Genomic DNA, 18,310 nt, shown 5'->3' with positions numbered 1-18,310 from the left:
TCACGGTGCCTGCCTGGCCCTGGCTGTTGCCCTCGGGAGCCTGCAATTAGGCCGTGGCGGCCGCAGCGGCCCGGGCAGCTGCTGGGAGGGCCGCGAAGATCTTCTCCATTGCGGCATCATCATGGGCCGCCGAGACGAACCATGCTTCGAAGACGCTTGGCGGCAGGTACACCCCGGAGTCCAGCATCGAGTGGAAGAACGGTGCATAGCGGAAGGCTTCCTGCCCCTGCGCGTCAGCGTAGTTGCGCACTCCCCTTTCGGAGGTGCCGAAAGCTACCGAGAACAAGGTACCGGCGCGCTGGATCGAGTGGTCCAGGCCAGCAGCATTGAAGGATTCGGTGATGGCACCCTGCAGCGCCTCGGACTGCTTGGCCAGGTGCGCGTAGACGTCCTCGGTCGCGTGGGTCAGCTGGGCGATGCCGGCAGCCATCGCTACCGGGTTGCCCGACAGCGTGCCTGCCTGGTAGACCGGACCCAATGGTGCCAGGTAGTCCATGACCTCAGCGCGTCCGCCCAGGGCCGCGGTGGGCAAACCGCCGCCGATGACCTTGCCGAAGGTGTAGAGGTCTGCGTTCCAGCCCTCTTCCTTGCCGGTCAGGCCCCAGTAGCCCGATGAGGAAGCGCGGAAGCCGGTGAGGACCTCGTCGAGGATCAGCAGCGCGCCGTGCTTGGCGGTAGTTTCCTTCAGGAACTTGTTGAATCCGTCCTCTGGAACTACGACACCCATGTTGCACGGAGCAGATTCGGTAATCACCGCAGCGATATTCGCACCGTGCTCGGCGAAGGCCGCCTCGATGGCGGCGCGGTCGTTATAGGGCAGCACCAAGGTCTCTGCTGCCGTGGCAGCGGTCACGCCGGCGGAACCTGGCAAGGCCAGGGTGGCAACACCCGAGCCGGCGTCGGCCAGCAGGCCATCGAGGTGGCCGTGGTAGCAGCCGGAGAACTTGATGACAAGGTCACGGCCGGTGTAGCCGCGGGCCAGGCGGACGGCGGTCATGGTGGCTTCGGTGCCGGTGGAGACCATGCGCACGCGTTCCACCCCGCCCATGCGGGACTTGATCAGCGCGCCGAGCTTGGCCTCATCCGGAGTGGATGCGCCGAAGGACAAACCGCGGTCCACGGCCGCGTGCACGGCAGCCTGGATCTCCGGGTGGGCGTGGCCCAGCAGTGCCGGACCCCATGAGCACACCAGGTCGACATACTCCTTGCCGTCGGCGTCGGTCAGGTATGCGCCCTTGGCACCGACCATGAATGGAGGAACACCGCCGACCGAACCGAAGGCGCGCACCGGGGAGTTCACGCCACCTGGCATGACTTCGCGGGCTTCGGCGAAAAGCTTTTCAGAGTTCGACATGTTATTACTTGCCTTCCTTGAGCCAGCCGGCAACTTCGGCTGCATAGTAGGTGAGGATCTGCTGGGCACCGGAGCGCTTGATCGACAGCAGCGATTCAAGCACGGACGCCTTGCGGTCAATCCAGCCGTTGGCGGCGGCGGCCTCGATCATCGAGTACTCGCCGGAAATCTGGTAGGCGGAGACTGGAACTGGGGAAATATCGGCAATATCGCGCACGATATCCAGGTAGCTCATGGCCGGCTTGACCATGATCATGTCCGCGCCTTCGGCAATATCCAGTTCAGCTTCCAGCACCGCTTCGCTGCGGTTGGCCGAATCCATCTGGTAGGTGCGGCGGTCCCCCACCAGCTGGGAGTCCACTGCCTCGCGGAACGGGCCGTAGAAAGCGCTGGCGTACTTGGCGCTGTAGGCGAGGATGGAGACATCCTGGCGCCCGGCAGCATCCAGTGCCTGGCGGATGACACCGATCTGGCCGTCCATCATGCCCGACGGGCCCAGCATGTGGGCGCCGGCTTCGGCCTGGGCCACGGCCATCTGACCGTAGATTTCCAAGGTGGCATCGTTATCCACGTTGCCCTGGGCATCGAGCACGCCGCAATGGCCGTGCGAGGTGAATTCATCCAGACAGACATCGGACATGACCACCAGTTCATCGCCTACCTCGGCGCGCACCGCGGCAATGCCGCGGTTCAAGATGCCCTGCGGGTCCAGACCGGCCGAGCCGTTCTCGTCGCGTACTTCCGGGATGCCAAAGAGCATGATGCCACCCAGCCCCAGCTCGGCCGCGTACGCCGCGGCAGCCTTCAGCGAGTCCATGGTGTGCTGGTAGACCCCCGGCATGGAGGTGATCTCGTTGGGTTCGACCAGTCCCTCGCGCACGAAGGCAGGCAAGATCAGTTGGCGTGCCGAAAGCTCATTTTCTGCCACCAGGCGGCGGATGGCAGGATTCTGCCGCAACCGGCGCGGGCGATGCTGAGGGAAACCCATGGCTCCTCTTTCTCCAGTTCTCATAACTTCTTATTCCGTTGTGCACACTTCCGGTCCCGGAGTTACCGGTGCCGGAGCAAATCTTGGGCCGCACGGGCCAGGCCCTGCGGGGTGGGAGCGGAGGCCACGGCATGCACCGGCAGCCCGGCACGCTCCATAGCCCGGGCCGTTGGATGGCCAATCGCGATGGTCTGCAGCTTCCCGGGCAGCTGCGTCCCTGCCAGCTGCACGAAGCGGCGGACCACGCTGGGCGCCGAGAAGACCACCAAATCCTGTTCTTCCAGTCTGTCACCGATCCGGTTCGCCGGTAGGACGTTGAGTCCGGCTGCCGCTTCCGGCTCAGAGACCGGGGTGCCGGGCGCCGGGGCATCCACGGTTTCATAGGCAATGAATTCGTTGACCTGCACCGGGTATTTGCTCAGCCCATCAGCCAGCGTGGAGCTGGCCAGATCGCCGTGCGGATAGCAGATCCTGGCACCCGGCTCAGGGATCCATGCCGCAAGCATGCCGGCAGCCGATTGCTCTTCAGCTTCGAAGTCCACGCTGCGGCCCAAGTGCCGCTTGATGGCCTCGGTGGACTTCTCTCCAACCGAGGCCAGACGCAGCTGCTCCGGCAGGAGCGCTCCAGCCAGCACCTGCTGCACCACCTTGACGGTATTCACCGAGGTGAAGACCAGCCAGGAGTAGTCTCCGGCGACCAGATCGCTGGCCATGCGCTGCAATGCGCTGCGGTCGGCGGGCCAAACAGTTTCGATCAGCTGGGCGCACCACGAGGTGATGCCCAGCCGATCGAATTCCTGCACGGTGGCCGCGGCACGTGCCGGGTTGCGCAGGATCAGTGCTTGATAAGCCATGGTCCGGAACTAGGCCAGCCCGGCAACTACGGCAGCGCCATCAGCGATCATCGACTGCGCCAGCGAACGGCCCAGCTGCTGTGCTGCATCCGCCGTGCTGCAGGAGATCCGCGCACTGCGGCGCATGGTCTGCGAGCCATCGGGGTTGCAGGCCACCGCTTCGAGGACCAGCTCATCGCCCTCGATATGGGCCAAGGCGCCAATCGGGGCAGCACAGCCGGCTTCCAATTCGGAGAGCAGCGCACGTTCGGCCTCCACCTGCATGCGGGTGGCGGCATCATCGAACTGCGCCAGAGCCGCATCCAATGCGCCGTGGCCGGTGCCCGCGGTACGGGTTTCCAGCGCCAAGGCGCCCTGGCCCGGGGCGGGCAGCATGATGGAGGGATCCAGGTACTCGGTGATGTGCTTGTCCAAGCCCAGGCGGCGCATCCCGGCAGCTGCCAGGATCACCGCGTCCAGGTCACCCTGGGTGCCGCGGCCCACGCTGCCATCATCCAGCGTCTTCCCGACACCCTTGACCCGGCCTAAGCGGGTGGGGACGTTGCCGCGGATATCGACAATCTCGAAGTCGCTGCGGTAGGCCAGCAGCTGGGCTGCACGGCGCGGCGAACCGGTACCGATCTTCGCACCCTGGGGCAGCTGGTCCAAGCCCAGCGAGTCGCGCGAGCACAGGGCATCGCGGACATCCTCGCGCGGCGGGATCGAGGCCAGGACCAGGCCCTCGGGCTGCGCAGTGGGCAGGTCCTTGAGCGAGTGCACGGCCAGGTCGCAGCCGGAATCGAGCAGGTGCTGGCGCAGCGCGGCGGCGAAGACGCCGGTGCCTCCGAGGGTGGCCAGCGAGCCGGTCACCACATCGCCTTCGGTCTTGACCAGCACGGTCTGCGCGGCCAACCCGGAAATCCCGGCCAGCTTCTGCGCGGCCCATCCGGTCTGGGTGGTCGCCAGCGCGCTGCCGCGCGTTCCTACGCGAAATGCTTCGGTCATGGCTGGGGTACACCAACTTCTGAATCGACTGCGCCGATGGTCGGGCGCAAGGTTCCGTCCAGGGCGCGCTTCTCGCAGCAGCCCGGACGGCAGACATCAAACCATGGGCCGCATTCGAGAACCGAGGTGCGGCCGGCGCGCAGGGCCTTGCCATCGGGGCCGGCCAGGCGTTCTTCGACCAAGTCCACCAGTCCGGAGATGAACGCCTGGTGGGTGCCCGGGGTGGCGACGCGGTCAAAGGCCAGGCCCAGTTGGGCGCAGCTGTCCTTGGCTTCGGTATCCAGATCCCACATGACTTCCATGTGGTCCGAGATGAAGCCGATGGGCACGACCACGACGCCGGCGACACCGGCTGCGGCATCCTCTTCCAGCGCGTCGTTGATATCCGGTTCCAGCCATGGCACATGCGGTGCCCCGGAGCGGGACTGGTAGACCAGGCTGTGCTCCAGGCCCTTGGCCTCCTCCACCTGGGACAGGATGTAGTTGGCCACCGCCTGGTGCTGGCTGGTGTAGAGATTCCCGTAGCCTGCGGCCCGGATACCTTCGGGTCCTGCGGCCTCGGCGTCGGCCATCGGAATGGAGTGGGTGACGAAGACGATCTTGATCGCCCCGTCTTCCTTGCCCGCTTCGGCCAGCTGCGCACGCACATTGGCCAGCGAGGAACGCAAGGACTGCGCAAAGGGCGTCACGAAGGCAGGAGTGTCGAAGAACTGGCGCAGCTTGTCCACTTCCACCACACCGTCCAGCCCGGTGTTGACTAGGCCCATGCCCGCATCCTCGCGGTACTGGCGGCAGGCCGAGTAGCCGGAGTAGGCGCCGGTGCCCATAAGCAGCACCTTGCGGTGGCCGTCGGCAGCCAGCTGCTTGAGGGTGTCGTCGATAAACGGGTGCCAGTTGCGGTTGCCCCAGTAAATGGGCAGGTCGATGCCGCGGGTAGCCAGCTCTGCCTCCAGCGCGGCCTTCAGTGCACGGTTCTGCGCGTTGATTGGCGAGACGCCGCCGTTCTTGCGGTAGTGCACCGCAACTTCTTCCAGGCGCTCGTCAGGGATGCCGCGGCCCTCGGTGACCTTGCGCAGGAACGGGATGACATCATCCTGCCCTTCCGGTCCGCCGAAGGATGCCAGCAAGATGGCATCGTAGGACTTGGGAATCATCTGGCCGTTGCGGTCATATCCCTCGCGGGGGTCAAAGGCCTGGCTCACTTCAGTACCTCTAGCGCTTCAGCTGCCGAGATGCGGCGGCCGGTGTAGAACGGAGTCTCCTCACGCACATGGTGGCGAGCTTCGGTGTAGCGCAGGTGGCGCATCATGTCGACGAGATCGATCATGTCGTCGGCTTCGAGGCAGATCTGCCATTCGTAGTCGCCGAAGGAGAAGGCCGCTACGGTGTTGGCCAGCACGTTCGGGAATTCGCGGCCCAGGATGCCGTGGTCGCGCAGCATCTTGCCGCGGGCCGCCGGATCCAGGGTGTACCACTCGGTGGAGCGGACGAATGGGTAAACGGTCATCCATTCCTTCGGATCCAGGCCGCGCGCGAACGCTGGCGAGTGGTCCTTGGCGAATTCCGCTTCACGGTGCACGGCCATGGTGGAGTAAACGATTTCGGTGCCGGCCAGCAGGGCCGAACGGCGGATCTTGCGCATCGATGCCTGCAGCAGCTGGGCCGATGGCCCGTGCACCCAGAACATCACGTCAGCGTCCTCGCGCATGGCCGAAACGTCGTAGATGCCGCGCACGGTGGCGCCTTCGGCGGCCAGCTCGGCGACCAGCGCATCGAATTCAGCGGCAGCAGCCTCGGAACGCTCGACAATTTCCGAACGCTTGAAAATGGTCCAGAGAGTGTAGAAGAACGTCGGGTTTTCTCCTGCATTTTCGCGTTCACGAATTACTGGGGAATTATGCTCCGGTGCGTTGCTCACTTGATATTCTCCTTGATCTGGTTTCGGACAAAAGTCCAGGATAGTTGGCCCGGGTGCGGTTAGCGGGCGCTGATCGCGACGGCACTGCGGGCTTGGGCGATAACTCGCGCCAGTCCGGTGCCGGCAATCCATGCGCCAACCACATCGAGCCCTTCGAAGCCCGACAGGCTGCGCTGCAGTTGCGCGCGGCGCGTGGTAGCGGCCTGGCCCTGCAGCGGAACCATGTCGCTGAAGCGTGAAACGGTGCTTCCCAAGACATCATCAAGATGCAATTGAACACCGAGAATCTTTGAAGCATCTTTGATTGCCTGGTCGATGAGAGCTGAATCATCTCCGGATTCGACAAGTTGCTCATGTTCGCCGATTCGTCCAAAGGACAGGCGCAGTACGTGGGTGCCAGGGCCGGCCTCTGCGGCGAGCCAGGGCCACTTGGCCGTGGAATGGGTCAGCGCCTTGGCCGTCAGCGGGGCGTTCCTGGAGACCAGCACACCCGATCCGCGCGGGGCATCATCGAGTTCCGGCTTATCGACCACCAGGATCGCCAAGGCAATGGCATTGGCACCGCTTTCGCCGGCGATCCGCTCTTCTGGTGCCAGCAGGGGGTTCAGCAGGTCCAGTGCCGGCTCGGCCGGCGTCGCGAGAACTACCCGGTCAGCGAGCAGTTCATGGCCCAAGGTCGTGACTGCATACGGAGTTGGCGACTGCGCATCGTGGCGCAAGGAGGTCACCGGCGAATTGCGCACCAGCGCAACGCCAGCCTGCTCCAGCTGGGACACCAGGGCTTCGACCATGCTGTACATGCCGCCGTTGAGGCCAGCCACACGGGAACCAGCCGGAGCCGAAGCCTGCAGCCGGGTGACGGCGCGGGCCAGCGAACCGGTCTCCTGCATGGCTTGGCGCAGGCCAGGCGCGGCGGCGTCAATGGAAATCTTGGCAGGGTCGGTGGAATAGACGCCGTTGATGACCGGGGCCACCAGCTGGTCCAGTACCGCCTGTCCCATGCGGGAACGGACCACTTCAGCGATGGTCAGGTTCTCCGTGGCCCACTTCTTGTTCATTGGCGTGATCAGATCCGCTGCGGCACGCACGGTGGCCGGTCGGCCAATGATGCCGCGCACCTCGTCGGTGCGCACATTGCCCGGGATGCCCAGCATTGCGGTGGCAGGCATCTGGTGAGCATGAATTTCCTGCTCTTCCCCCTGGATGAGCCAGGCCCGCTCTCCGGAGGTCCTGGCGATCTGCCCGCCTAGATCCAGCTCGTCGAGGTAGGAGGAAACAATGCCGCCACGCAGGGCGAAGGATTCCGCGCCAGCATCAATCTCCATGCCGGCAACTTCGGTGGTGCGCACGCAGCCACCGAAGTTCGCGGTTGCTTCCAGCACGGTCACTTCGTGTCCGGTCTGGCGAAGTTCACGGGCAGCGACCAGGCCGGCGATGCCGCCACCGATCACCACCGCATGCGGGGCCAATGGCTTCTGGGCCTGATCGGCCGATTCGCTCTTCGCTAGGCGTGCTTCGCTGGCGCTGCGCACCTTTTCCAGCAGGCGCAAGGCATGCGCTGCGGCATCGTTGGCAATATCGCGTCGCGGTTTGGACGCCCCGGTGGCTTCAGCTGAATCCCCTGCGCGCAGATTGCGCTGTTCCTTGCTCACGTGCCTAGCACCTTCTACCTTCACAATATGCCGATGCCCTGTTCCCTGCCCATGGCCTCGAGGGCCAGTTGGAACACAGCGTTAAACCTAGCTTAGACCTGTTGAATTACAGCGAGTGAATGAGCTCCACCACACGGGTCAACACGGTTGGGTCGGTGGTTGGCGGAACGCCATGGCCCAGGTTCACCACATGTCCGCGGGCCTTCTTGCCTGCTGCAACCACTTCGCGCACGTGCGCCTCGAGGACTTCCCACGGGGCATCGAGCAACGCCGGGTCGATGTTGCCCTGGACCGAAACGTCCTGGCCCAAGCGTTCAATCGCGGTTTCCAGCGGGATGCGGTAATCCACGCCCACGGTATCCACGCCAGCATCGCGCATGGCGGTGAGCAGTTCGCCGGTGCCGGTTCCGAAGTGGATCAACGGCACGCCCAGGTCGCGGACGTAGTCCAGGGACTTCACCGAGTACGGGGCGACGTGCTTCTGGTAGTCCGGAAGCGAGAGCGAACCAGCCCAGGAGTCGAAGAGCTGCGCGGCCGAGGCGCCGGCTTCAACCTGCGCCCGCAGGAACTTGCCCGAGGCGTCGGCAGCCCAGGTCATCAGTCCGTCCCAGACGTCCGGGTCGGTGTGCATCATGGTGCGCGGGCCCAGGTGGTCGCGGCTTGGCTTGCCCTCGACCATGTAGGCGGCCACGGTGAATGGCGCACCGGCGAAACCGATCAGCGGGGTCTTGCCCAGCTCGGCCACGGTCAAGCGCACGGCTTCGCGGATGGGTTCCAGCGACTCGTCCGTCAGCTCCGGAAGGGCAGCTACCTGTTCCCTGGTGCGAATCGGGGTGTCCAGCACCGGGCCAACGCCTGGCACGATGTCCACGCCAATGCCTGCAAGGCGCAGCGGGATGACGATGTCCGAGAAGAAGATGCCGGCGTCCACCTTGTGGCGGCGCACCGGCTGCAAGGTGATCTCGCTGGCCATGGCAGGGTCAAGGCAGGAGTCGAGCATGCTCACCCCTTCACGCAGCTTCAGGTATTCAGGCAGCGAACGGCCAGCCTGGCGCATGAACCACACCGGGTGATGCGACGGCTTCTTGCCGGTCAAAGCTTGGATCAAAGCGGAATCTTGGGTACGTCCATCAATCAACGGATGGTTCTGCGACAGGGTCATGCCCCAATTCTGCCAACTCTTCAGATTAAAAGCCCATTTACTGCGTTCGCCCGCAGGGGAAGGTGAGCAAACTAACCCCTTGGAACCATGCGGATTTAGGCACACCTGCGTTGTCTGCCGGTATTTTCCGGCCTATTCTGGGGTCACTGTGGTTTTCTTATCTCTTGTCGCATCGCATTCCCAGCTCGATCTGGAGACCGTCGCACAAATCAGTGCTTCGGCCGACGGGCTGGCAGCTGCCTCCGTTAACGGTTCGGCGGCTATCAATGGCGCCGTCGTGCTGGCCACCTGCAACCGCTTCGAAGTCTACGCAGACGTGGACCACGTGGAGGACGCAGCAGAACATCTGGTCAACGAGCTGGCAGCAAGCACCGACCTCTCCCCCGAATTCCTGGCCCGCCGTCTCACCACGCTGGAAGGCGACCCGGTAGTTGAGCACCTCTTCTCCGTAGGCGCCGGACTGGACTCGGCCGTTGTCGGCGAACGCGAAATCGCTGGCCAGGTGCGTCGAGCACTGACCCAGGCGCAGCAAGAGAAGACCACAACCAGCAACCTCACCCGCCTGTTCCAGAACGCCACCCGCGCGGCCAAGGATGTCGGTTCGAATACCGACCTTGGCACCCAGGGCAAGTCCGTGGTTTCGGTGGCCCTCGATCTGGCCGAAGAACTGGCCACTGAAGGCCGCGACTGGTCCGAGCAGGATGTTGTGCTCTTTGGCACCGGTTCCTACGCTGGCGCCACCATGGCGTTGCTCAAGGAACGCGGCGTCCAGCGCATTTCGGTTTACTCGCATTCCGGGCGCGCCGCAGATTTCACCGCGAAGCGCGGCGGTTTCCCGCTCAGCGACGAATTGCTGCCGCAGGCCCTGCGCGAAGCTGACATCATCGTTGGCTGCTCCGGCGGCGGTCACCAGTTGGCCCGTGCAGAGCTTGAAGCGCTGCGCGTGAAGAAGCACCCGCTGATCGCCATCGACATGGCGCTCACCCACGACTTCGATCCGACCATGGTCGAACTGCCCGATGTTGAACTGATTACCTTGGAATCGGTGCGCATGGCCGCCCCGACCGAGCAGGCCATGGCCGTTCACGCGGCTAGCCGCATCGTCAAGAACGCCACCGCAGAATTTGCCGCCGCTCAGCGTGAACGCGAGGCCGACTTCGCGATTGTCGCGCTGCGCCAGCACACCAAAGCCGTTCTGGATGCCGAGATCGCGAAGGTCCGTGCCCAGCACGGCTGCAGCGCCGCAGCCGAGGAAGTCGAGCTGGCCATGCGCCGCATGGTGCGCCAGCTTTTGCATGTGCCTACCGTGCGTGCCCGCGAACTGGCAGGCGAAGGCCGCACCGGCGAATACGTCTCGGCCCTGGAAACCCTCTACGGCTTGGAGCTCTCGCAGCCGGAGCCCGGGAAATCGGAGACTACGCAGGCCCTGGGCAACTGTCCAGCCGCCCCGGAAGCCAAATCAGCGTAGAAAACCTGATTTCCCCCAGCATATTTCCACTTTCCGCACAGAAGCATGGAATACTACTTCCAAGTAGATTATCCACCCGAGAATTCCTTTGATGACTTGGGAGCTGATCACTCTGCAGCTGGAAAGGCCCCATTCGACATGACGGAACTCGAAAATATCAAAGGCACCCGCCCGCAACGGATGCCCCGTGAAGCGCGTCGTCGCCAGCTGCTGCAGGCAGCGCACCAGGTTTTCGTGGCCCATGGGTACCATGGTGCGTCCATGGACGAAATCGCTGAAGTCGCCCTGGTTTCCAAACCGGTGCTCTACCAGCATTTCCCCGGCAAACGCGAACTCTACCTCGCCTTGCTGGATTCGCACCTGGCCGACTTCAGCCGTCAGCTGGATGAAGCGATCCGCTCCACCAGCGACAATCGCGAGCGCGTCTTCGCCACCATCAACACCTACTACAGCTACATCAAGGGCGAATCCCAGGCGTACCGCCTGATCTTCGAATCCGATGTGCTCTCGGACCCGCTGATCGCCCATCGCATCGAGCAGTTCAACAGTTCGCTGGCTTCCTCCATCGCCCGCGTCGTGGTCGAAGATACCGACATGAGCGAGGAGGAAGGCCTGCTGGCAGGCCGTGCCCTGGCAGGCCTCTCCCAGGTTTCGGCGCGTTACTGGGCCACCAGCAGCTCCTCGGTGGACCAGAATGCCGCCGTGGATCTCATCTCCCGTTTAGCTTGGCGCGGAATTTCGCAGTTCCCGAAAGAAAACTAGCTAAATTAGTGTTCAGAGGCCCCATACGGGACACCTATTTCGTTCGAGAGGATCTGCGACAATCATGGAAATCCGCATTGGCATTCAGAATGTAGCCCGCGAAGTTGTACTTGAATCCGAGCTCAGCAACGCCGAAGTCAATGAGCTGGTCTCGAAGGCGATCGCCGACGGCACCGTTCTGGCACTGAAGGATCCAAAGGGCCGCGAGGTCCTGGTGCCTGCTGCTGGCATCGCTTACGTTGAGGTTGGCCCGGAAGAAGTCCGCCGCGTCGGCTTCGCACAGTAGAGCTTGTTGCGCGCCGAGGCATCGCCTTGGCAGCTGGTGGCCGGTTTCGCTTAGAAGCGAAACCGGCTATTTCTTCGCCCAAATGGTGATTTGACTCACCGAGTCATGGTATTGCTAAGGGGTGACTGAACGAAGAATCCGCAGCCCCCGCCCGGTTCCCGCCAACTCGCTGGCCCAGCTACTGCTCGGCCTTGAAGCAGAGTTCGAGGTACCGGCACCCTTCGACGAGCAAACCCTGAAAGCCGCGGAACTGGCGGTAGCCCAGGTCCAGCACCCCGAAGAAGACGCCACCGGCATCCCGTTCTTCACCATTGACCCGCTCGGCGCCACCGATCTCGACCAGGCGATGTTCCTTGAACGAAACGGCCAGGGCTATACCGTGCACTATGCGATCGCGGACGTTCCCGCGTTCGTGACCTTGGGCAGCCAGCTGGACCAGGTGGCCCGCCAACGCGGTCAGACCTATTACCTGCCGCACCGCAAGATCACCTTGCACCCGCCCCTGATCTCCGAAGACCAGGGCTCGCTGCTGCCAGACCAGGACCGGCCGGCCTTCCACTGGAAAATTTCCCTGGATGCCGATGGCGCCCTGGGCGAGGTCCAGCTGAACCGCGCGCGCATCCGTTCCCGCGCCCAGCTCGACTACGCCTCCGCCCAGGCCCGGCTGGATTCGGGGGAACCCGATGAGCAGCTGGAATTGCTCGCCGAAATCGGTGCTGCGCGCCTGCTGCAGGAGCAACTGCGCGGCGGCGCCTCATTGAACCTGCCGGACCAGGAAATTGAAGAAGCAGGCGACGGCTACAAGCTGGTCAGCCGCACCCCGCTGCCCCTGGAAGGGCACAACGCGCAGATTTCCCTGCTCACCGGCATAGCCGCAGCCCGCATCATGCTCGAGGCCGGTGTGGGCATCCTGCGCACCATGCCCGCACCGGATGAAGCGGACCAGCAGGAATTCCGCACCCAGACCCAGTTGCTGGGCACGCCGTGGGACGCAACGCAAAGCTATGGGCAGTACCTGCATGCATTGGATGTCAGCGACCCGAAGCAACTGGTGATCATGCATCGTGCCGCTGCGCTGTTCCGCGGTGCGGACTACCGGGTCATAGCCGGGCAGCCCGAAGAGGAACTGATCCAAGCGGCACTGGCGGCACCCTACGCGCACACCACCGCGCCGCTGCGCCGGCTCGTGGACCGCTTCGTGCTGCTCACCTGCCACCTGCTTTCCACCGGCCAACCGATCCCCGAGCAGCTCGCCTCGGCCCTGGAAGAGCTGCCCGGGCTGATGCGTACCAGCAGCATTGCCGCCAACCGGGTGAACAATGCGGCCGTCGACCTGCTCGAAGCCTATGTGCTCAAAACACGTGTCGGGGGAGAATTCCAAGCCATCGTGCTGAAGTCAGCCGAGCAAAAGGAAGATGGAAAGATTCGTCCCGGAGTGCTGCAGCTGGCCGATGAACCGGTCACCGGAGAGTTTTCCGGTTCCGCCCAGCCGGGCACCTTGGTGCGCGTAAAGCTGGTCCAAGCTGATCCCGTGGCCCGCAAGATCAGCTTCGAAATCGTGGCCTGAGACTCCTAAACCCGGGTTTCCGGGCAAAACCGGCTATGCTTGGCCTATTAGTAAATAGGATGCCCGATCGCAATGGGCTGATAGATGAAACAGTTTTATGGCGACTTCCCAGCGGCCGCCATCCCGCAGGTGCTTGACCAAGCCACCTAACGTGAAAGTAGCGATCGGCTCCGCTGGATTCGTGCGGTATCCGCATGCTCCTGGCTTGTTGCAAGCCGGAATGGAGCAGGTACCGTGCCCACATGAAACGAGAACAAAGACATCGTGACTGACACGACGCTTTCGGCCCCAGTGGCCGAACCACAAGACAATGAGCCAACCATCGCAGAGCCGATCAAGCAGAGCTTTGCCGATTTGAAGGTTCGCGAAGACATCGTTGCTTCGCTTTCGGAAGCCGGGATCGAGTACCCGTTCCCCATCCAGGCCCTGACCCTGCCAGTTGCCCTGGGCGGCAACGACATCATCGGCCAGGCCAAGACCGGCACCGGCAAGACCCTGGGCTTTGGCATCCCTGCCCTGCAGCGCGTGATCCGCGAAGGCGACAAGGGCTACGGGGATCTTGAATTCCCCGGTGCCCCGCAGGCACTGATCGTGGCCCCGACCCGCGAGCTGGCCATCCAGGTCGGCGCCGACCTGGCCCAGGCATCGAAGCACTCGAACATCTCGATCACCACCATCTACGGCGGCCGCCCCTACGAAGAGCAGATCAATGCCCTGAAGGCCGGCACCGACGTGATTGTCGGCACCCCGGGCCGCTTGATCGACCTGAACCGCCAGCGCGTGCTGAACCTCAAGCAGGTTCGCACCGTGGTACTGGACGAGGCCGACGAGATGCTGGACCTGGGCTTCCTGCCCGATGTCGAGCGCATTCTGGCCGCCTTGCCGCCGGTACGCCAGGCGATGCTGTTCTCCGCCACCATGCCCGGCGCCGTGATCACCATGGCCCGCCGCTACATGACCCGTCCCACCCACATCCGCGCCCAGGATCCCGGCGATGATGACTCGCTGACCAAGCGCAACATCCGCCAGCTGGTCTACCGCGCGCACAACATGGACAAGGACGAGATGGTGGCCCGCCTGCTGCAGGCAGAAGGCCGCGGCAAAACCATCATCTTCACCCAGACCAAGCGCTCGGCTGCCAAGCTGTCCGATGAGCTGGTGGACCGCGGCTTCAACGCCGGTTCGCTGCACGGCGATCTGGGCCAGGGCGCCCGCGAGCAGGCCTTGAAGGCCTTCCGCGCCGGCAAGGTCGACATCCTGGTAGCTACCGATGTCGCGGCCCGCGGCATCGACGTGGATGACGTCACCCACGTGGTCAACCTGCAGTGCCCGGATGATGAGAACACCTATCTGCACCGCGTAGGCCGTACCGGTCGTGCCGGCAACACCGGTATTGCGGTCACCTTCGTGGATTGGGATTCGGTGCCCCGCTGGTCGCTGATCAACAAGGCGCTGGGCCTGAACGTTCCCGAGCCGGTAGAGACCTACTCGTCCTCGCCGCATTTCTTCGCCGACTTGGGAATCCCCAAGGGCACCAAGGGCCGCTTGCAGCGTGCCAAGAAGACCGCGGCAGCTGAGGGCGATGGCTCGCCACGCCGCGAGGATTCGGCGCGCACCCCGCGCCGCCGCAGCAATTCGCGTACCCGCACCCGCACCGTGAACGGCGAGCAGACCCAGCAGCGCGGTGCGCAGGACTCCGGCGCCGAACAGGAGGGCGCACGCCACGGCCACTCCAAGGGCAAACAGGACCGTCCGGCACGCGAAAACGAGCGCCACCGCGAAACCCATGCTTCCGGCGGGGAGCAGGAGGCGACCGAGGGCGCATCCGCTGCCCGCCGACGCCGTCCGCGCCGTCGCACCCGCAGCACCGAAGCAGGCGGCCAGGACTAATCCCCAGTCCAACCGGTCAGCCAACTTTTCCGAAAGGAACCCACACCAGCGGTGCTCGCTCTACCCGAAGAACCAGCTTTGCCCGACGCTGGAACGCAGGATGCCCCGGCGTCCGTCGTTCCAGCCTCGGGTAATACCGTGTATCACGGTGATAACCTCTCCATCCTTGGCACCCTGCCCGATCAAAGCTTCACCTTGATCTATGTGGACCCGCCGTTCAACACCGGGCGCAAGCAGACCCGTGCCCAGCGCACCATGGTTCGCGCTGCCGAAGGCGAAGGCGACCGCACCGGATTCAAGGGACGCGAGTACAACACCGAGCTGGGGATCGCCCGTTCGTATCACGATACCTTCGACGACTACCTCAGCTTCATCGAGCCGCGGCTACGCGAGGCCCACCGCCTGCTGGCCGAGGACGGCACGCTCTATGTGCACCTCGATTACCGCGAGGTGCACTACGTGAAGGTGCTGCTCGATGGGATTTTCGGCCGGGACTGCTTCCTGAACGAACTGATCTGGGCCTACGACTATGGTGCCCGCGCCAAGAGCCGCTGGCCGGCCAAGCACGACACCATCCTGGTCTACGTGAAGGATCCGAAGAAGTACCACTTCGATTCGGCCGAGGTGGACCGCGAGCCGTATATGGCTCCCGGCCTGGTCACCCCGGAGAAGCGCGCCCTGGGCAAGTTGCCGACCGATGTCTGGTGGCACACCATCGTCTCGCCGACCGGCAAGGAAAAGACCGGCTACCCGACGCAGAAGCCCGAAGGCGTGCTGCGCCGGATTGTGGCCGCGTCGTCGCGCCCCGGTGATTGGGTGCTGGACTTCTTTGCCGGCTCAGGCACCACCGGTGCGGTGTCCGCGAAGCTGGGACGCCAGTATGTGCTGATTGACCAGAACCCCGAGGCCGTCGAGGTGATGAAGGCTCGTTTGCCTGGAAGCACCAGCTATATCGAGGCCTGAGTTCCGGTCCCCTGGGCAATAATCCTATGCAGCATTTCCGGCTCGGTGAGATTCTCGCCGAGCCGGTTCAGCTTTCCGGTGCCGTGGTAGTCGGAGGATCCGGTGACAATCAGATCGCGATCTGCGGCCAGCTGGAGCAACCAGGCCTTTCCCTCGGCGGTATTGTCCCGGTGGTGCACTTCGACCCCCGCTAGCCCGGCATCGATCATCTCGTAGAAGGTGGAATCGGGAACTACCCGTCCGCGTGCAGAGGCCTTGGGATGCGCGAACACCGGAACGCCACCGGCTTCCCGCACCAATTGCACCGCAGTGGCAGGATTCACCGCTGGATGCGAAACGTAGTAGCGCGAACGCGAGGAGAGGATGTTGGCGAACGCTTCATTGCGGTTATCCACCACCCCCGCGGTCACCAGCGCATCGGCAATATGCGGGCGGCCCACGGTTGAACCCGGCAGGCAATGCTCCCCCACCAGATCCCAGCTGATCGGATAGTCCTCGGCCAGCAGGTCGACAATGCGGCGGGCACGAACGATCCGCGAGTTCAGCGCAATATCCAGCTCATCGAGCAGCGGCTGGTAGGTGGGGTCATGCAGGTAGCTGAGCAGATGCACGCTGATGCCGTGGGTATCCTGGCAGGTGATTTCCATGCCCGGTATGAATCCCAGTCCCAGCTTCCCGGCTTGCGCCGCGGCTTCGGCCCAACCGGTGGTCTGGTCATGATCTGTCAACGCCACGACATCCAGGCCCGCAACCGAAGCGGCGCGCATGAGCTCGGCCGGAGTTTCAGTTCCGTCGGACACATTGGAGTGGGTGTGCAGGTCGATTCGCATATGCCTAGGTTATCCCCTGCGCTGATTCTTTGCTGGGATACAGCTGATGGTGACACACTTGGAACATGACCAATCAAGATTCATCTGCACCAAGCACTGATCAGCCGTTGGAAGACCGCGTGAACAACCGTTCCCAGCGTCCAACGTCCAAGGCATTCCAGGACTTCATGGCCTCCTCGTGGGCGCAAGACACTTCTGATCTGCCAGAACAAGATGCCGCTGCCAGCTACGCAACCGCTCGCCGTGCCAAGCTCTCGGAGAATTTCCCCGGTGAGCGCATCGTCATTCCGGCAGGCCCGCTCAAGGTCCGCTCCAACGATACGGACTACCGTTTCCGCCCGCATTCGGCGTTCGCCCACCTGACCGGCCTGGGCGTCGACCACGAGCCCGACGCCGTACTGGTCATGGAACCGACCGATGACGGCGTGGGCGAGCACGGCTCCAACCACGTTTCCACCCTGTATTTCGCGCCGATGGCCGGCCGCGACACCACCGATTTCTATTTGAATTCGCGTTCCGGCGAATTCTGGGTGGGCCCGCGCCCAACCCTGTCCTCGCTGTCGGCGCGCACCGGGATGCCCACCGATTCGCTGGAACAGCTGGAAATCGCGATCACCAAGAATTCCGGCCCGCAGGCCCTGGGCGGCATCCGCATCCGTCTGGTGCGCGAGGTGGATCTGAACATCGAGGCGCTGGTGGATACCTCGCGCATCAACACCGGCCAGGACCTGGAAGCCAGCGATGCCCTGGATACCGAGCTGGCCGAGTTCGTTTCCGAGCTTCGCCTGGTCAAGGACGCGTACGAAATCGCCGAACTGCGCAAGTCGGTTGCCGCGACCATCAACGGCTTCGAAGACGTGGTGCGCAACCTGGACAAGGCCGTCGCGCACGAACGCGGCGAACGCGTTGTCGAAGGCGCGTTCTTCGCCCGCGCCCGGCTTGAGGGCAACGAGCTGGGCTACGACACCATCGCCGCCTCGGGCAACAACGCCACCATCTTGCACTGGATCCGCAACACCGGAACCGTCAAGCAGGGCGAGGTACTGCTGCTGGATGCAGGTGTCGAGGCCGAATCCCTGTACACCGCAGACATCACCCGCTCGCTGCCGGTGTCCGGCAAGTACACCGAGGTGCAGCGCAAGGTCTACCAGGCCGTGCTGGATGCCGCCGATGCCGCCTTCGCTGCGGCCAAGCCGGGCCTGAAGTTCCGCGACCTGCATCTGGTGGCTACCCGCGTCTTGGCTGAGCGGCTCTCCGAGTGGGGCATCTTGCCGGTATCTGTGGAAGAAGCCATGGATCCAGAGGGGCAGCATCACCGCCGCTGGATGCCGCATGGCACCAGCCACCACCTGGGCCTGGACGTGCACGACTGCGCCCAGGCACGCGCCGAGCTGTACCTGGATGCCGAGCTGGAGGAGGGCATGGTCTTCACCATCGAGCCGGGCCTCTACTTCAAGGACGAGGATCTGGCGATCCCCGAGGAGTACCGCGGCCTGGGCGTGCGCATCGAGGATGACATCCTGGTCACCGCCGATGGCGCCGAGAACTTGAGCGTTGCCCTGCCACGCAAGCCTGAAGAAGTTGAAGCATGGATGGCTAGGTTGCGCGGCTAAGACGTCCCGCAGCGTTAAC

Annotated in this window: 16 protein-coding genes; 7 read left to right on the top strand and 9 right to left on the bottom strand. The window is 63.9% G+C overall.

Annotated elements, in window-relative coordinates; genetic code table 11:
• Window positions 1–46 precede the first annotated feature (46 nt).
• The 8 genes from hemL to hemE all read right to left on the bottom strand — a co-directional run bounded on the left by hemL (window position 47) and on the right by hemE (window position 8,912).
• Window positions 47–1,354 (bottom strand): glutamate-1-semialdehyde 2,1-aminomutase, encoded by a 1,308-nt coding sequence (hemL, locus tag ACNPN0_RS03820; protein ID WP_400288341.1) that lies wholly within the window; start codon window positions 1,352–1,354, stop codon window positions 47–49.
• Between the two features lie 4 nt (window positions 1,355–1,358).
• A complete protein-coding gene (hemB, locus tag ACNPN0_RS03815; protein WP_105657510.1) occupies window positions 1,359–2,342 on the bottom strand; it encodes a porphobilinogen synthase in 984 nt (327 codons plus the stop codon).
• A gap of 62 nt (window positions 2,343–2,404) precedes the next feature.
• Window positions 2,405–3,196 carry a uroporphyrinogen-III synthase gene (locus ACNPN0_RS03810; protein WP_388022555.1) on the bottom strand — a complete coding sequence of 264 codons (792 nt, stop codon included), beginning with the start codon at window positions 3,194–3,196 and terminating at the stop codon, window positions 2,405–2,407.
• A gap of 9 nt (window positions 3,197–3,205) precedes the next feature.
• A complete protein-coding gene (gene hemC, locus ACNPN0_RS03805) occupies window positions 3,206–4,180 on the bottom strand; it encodes a hydroxymethylbilane synthase (protein WP_133833703.1) in 975 nt (324 codons plus the stop codon).
• Complete coding sequence (locus ACNPN0_RS03800) at window positions 4,177–5,382, bottom strand: ferrochelatase (RefSeq protein ID WP_133833702.1); 1,206 nt, start codon at window positions 5,380–5,382, stop codon at window positions 4,177–4,179. Before ACNPN0_RS03800 ends, hemC begins: the two co-directional genes overlap by 4 nt.
• Entirely contained in the window at window positions 5,379–6,065 is a 687-nt protein-coding gene (hemQ, locus tag ACNPN0_RS03795; protein ID WP_105657676.1) for a hydrogen peroxide-dependent heme synthase, read from the bottom strand. Before hemQ ends, ACNPN0_RS03800 begins: the two co-directional genes overlap by 4 nt.
• Window positions 6,066–6,157: 92 nt before the next feature.
• On the bottom strand, window positions 6,158–7,750 hold the full coding sequence (hemG, locus tag ACNPN0_RS03790) for a protoporphyrinogen oxidase (protein WP_402734760.1): 1,593 nt from the start codon (window positions 7,748–7,750) through the stop codon (window positions 6,158–6,160).
• A gap of 106 nt (window positions 7,751–7,856) precedes the next feature.
• Window positions 7,857–8,912 (bottom strand): uroporphyrinogen decarboxylase, encoded by a 1,056-nt coding sequence (gene hemE / locus ACNPN0_RS03785; protein ID WP_105657515.1) that lies wholly within the window; start codon window positions 8,910–8,912, stop codon window positions 7,857–7,859.
• Between the two features lie 148 nt (window positions 8,913–9,060).
• Between hemE and ACNPN0_RS03780 the strand changes: the two genes are divergently transcribed.
• The 6 genes from ACNPN0_RS03780 (at window position 9,061) to ACNPN0_RS03755 (ending at window position 15,848) form a co-directional block, all read left to right on the top strand.
• A complete protein-coding gene (locus ACNPN0_RS03780; RefSeq protein ID WP_105657516.1) occupies window positions 9,061–10,380 on the top strand; it encodes a glutamyl-tRNA reductase in 1,320 nt (439 codons plus the stop codon).
• A 138-nt stretch (window positions 10,381–10,518) separates the two neighbouring features.
• The gene (locus tag ACNPN0_RS03775) at window positions 10,519–11,142 is read left to right on the top strand and encodes a TetR/AcrR family transcriptional regulator (RefSeq protein ID WP_105657677.1); all 624 of its coding nucleotides are present in this window, start codon (window positions 10,519–10,521) and stop codon (window positions 11,140–11,142) included.
• A 64-nt stretch (window positions 11,143–11,206) separates the two neighbouring features.
• Window positions 11,207–11,428, top strand: coding sequence for a DUF3107 domain-containing protein (locus ACNPN0_RS03770; RefSeq protein WP_105657517.1), 222 nt, complete (start codon window positions 11,207–11,209; stop codon window positions 11,426–11,428).
• Window positions 11,429–11,549: 121 nt separating this feature from the next.
• Window positions 11,550–12,995 carry an RNB domain-containing ribonuclease gene (locus ACNPN0_RS03765; RefSeq protein ID WP_133833700.1) on the top strand — a complete coding sequence of 482 codons (1,446 nt, stop codon included), beginning with the start codon at window positions 11,550–11,552 and terminating at the stop codon, window positions 12,993–12,995.
• A gap of 264 nt (window positions 12,996–13,259) precedes the next feature.
• On the top strand, window positions 13,260–14,885 hold the full coding sequence (locus tag ACNPN0_RS03760) for a DEAD/DEAH box helicase (RefSeq protein WP_105657519.1): 1,626 nt from the start codon (window positions 13,260–13,262) through the stop codon (window positions 14,883–14,885).
• A 78-nt stretch (window positions 14,886–14,963) separates the two neighbouring features.
• Window positions 14,964–15,848: a DNA-methyltransferase gene (locus ACNPN0_RS03755; RefSeq protein WP_402734981.1), complete on the top strand. Its 885-nt coding sequence runs from the start codon at window positions 14,964–14,966 to the stop codon at window positions 15,846–15,848.
• Here ACNPN0_RS03755 and ACNPN0_RS03750 read toward each other — a convergent pair.
• On the bottom strand, window positions 15,833–16,678 hold the full coding sequence (locus tag ACNPN0_RS03750) for a PHP domain-containing protein (RefSeq protein ID WP_332594818.1): 846 nt from the start codon (window positions 16,676–16,678) through the stop codon (window positions 15,833–15,835). The two genes, ACNPN0_RS03755 and ACNPN0_RS03750, sit on opposite strands and share 16 nt — an antisense overlap.
• Window positions 16,679–16,743: 65 nt before the next feature.
• On the opposite strand from ACNPN0_RS03750, the gene ACNPN0_RS03745 reads away from it, so the two are divergent.
• Window positions 16,744–18,291, top strand: coding sequence for an aminopeptidase P family protein (locus ACNPN0_RS03745; protein ID WP_332502935.1), 1,548 nt, complete (start codon window positions 16,744–16,746; stop codon window positions 18,289–18,291).
• Window positions 18,292–18,310 lie beyond the last annotated feature (19 nt).

Source organism: Glutamicibacter sp. AGC84 (genome assembly GCF_053543575.1).
Note: the sequence above shows the minus strand (reverse complement) of the source record. Positions and strands in the feature narration are given on the sequence as shown.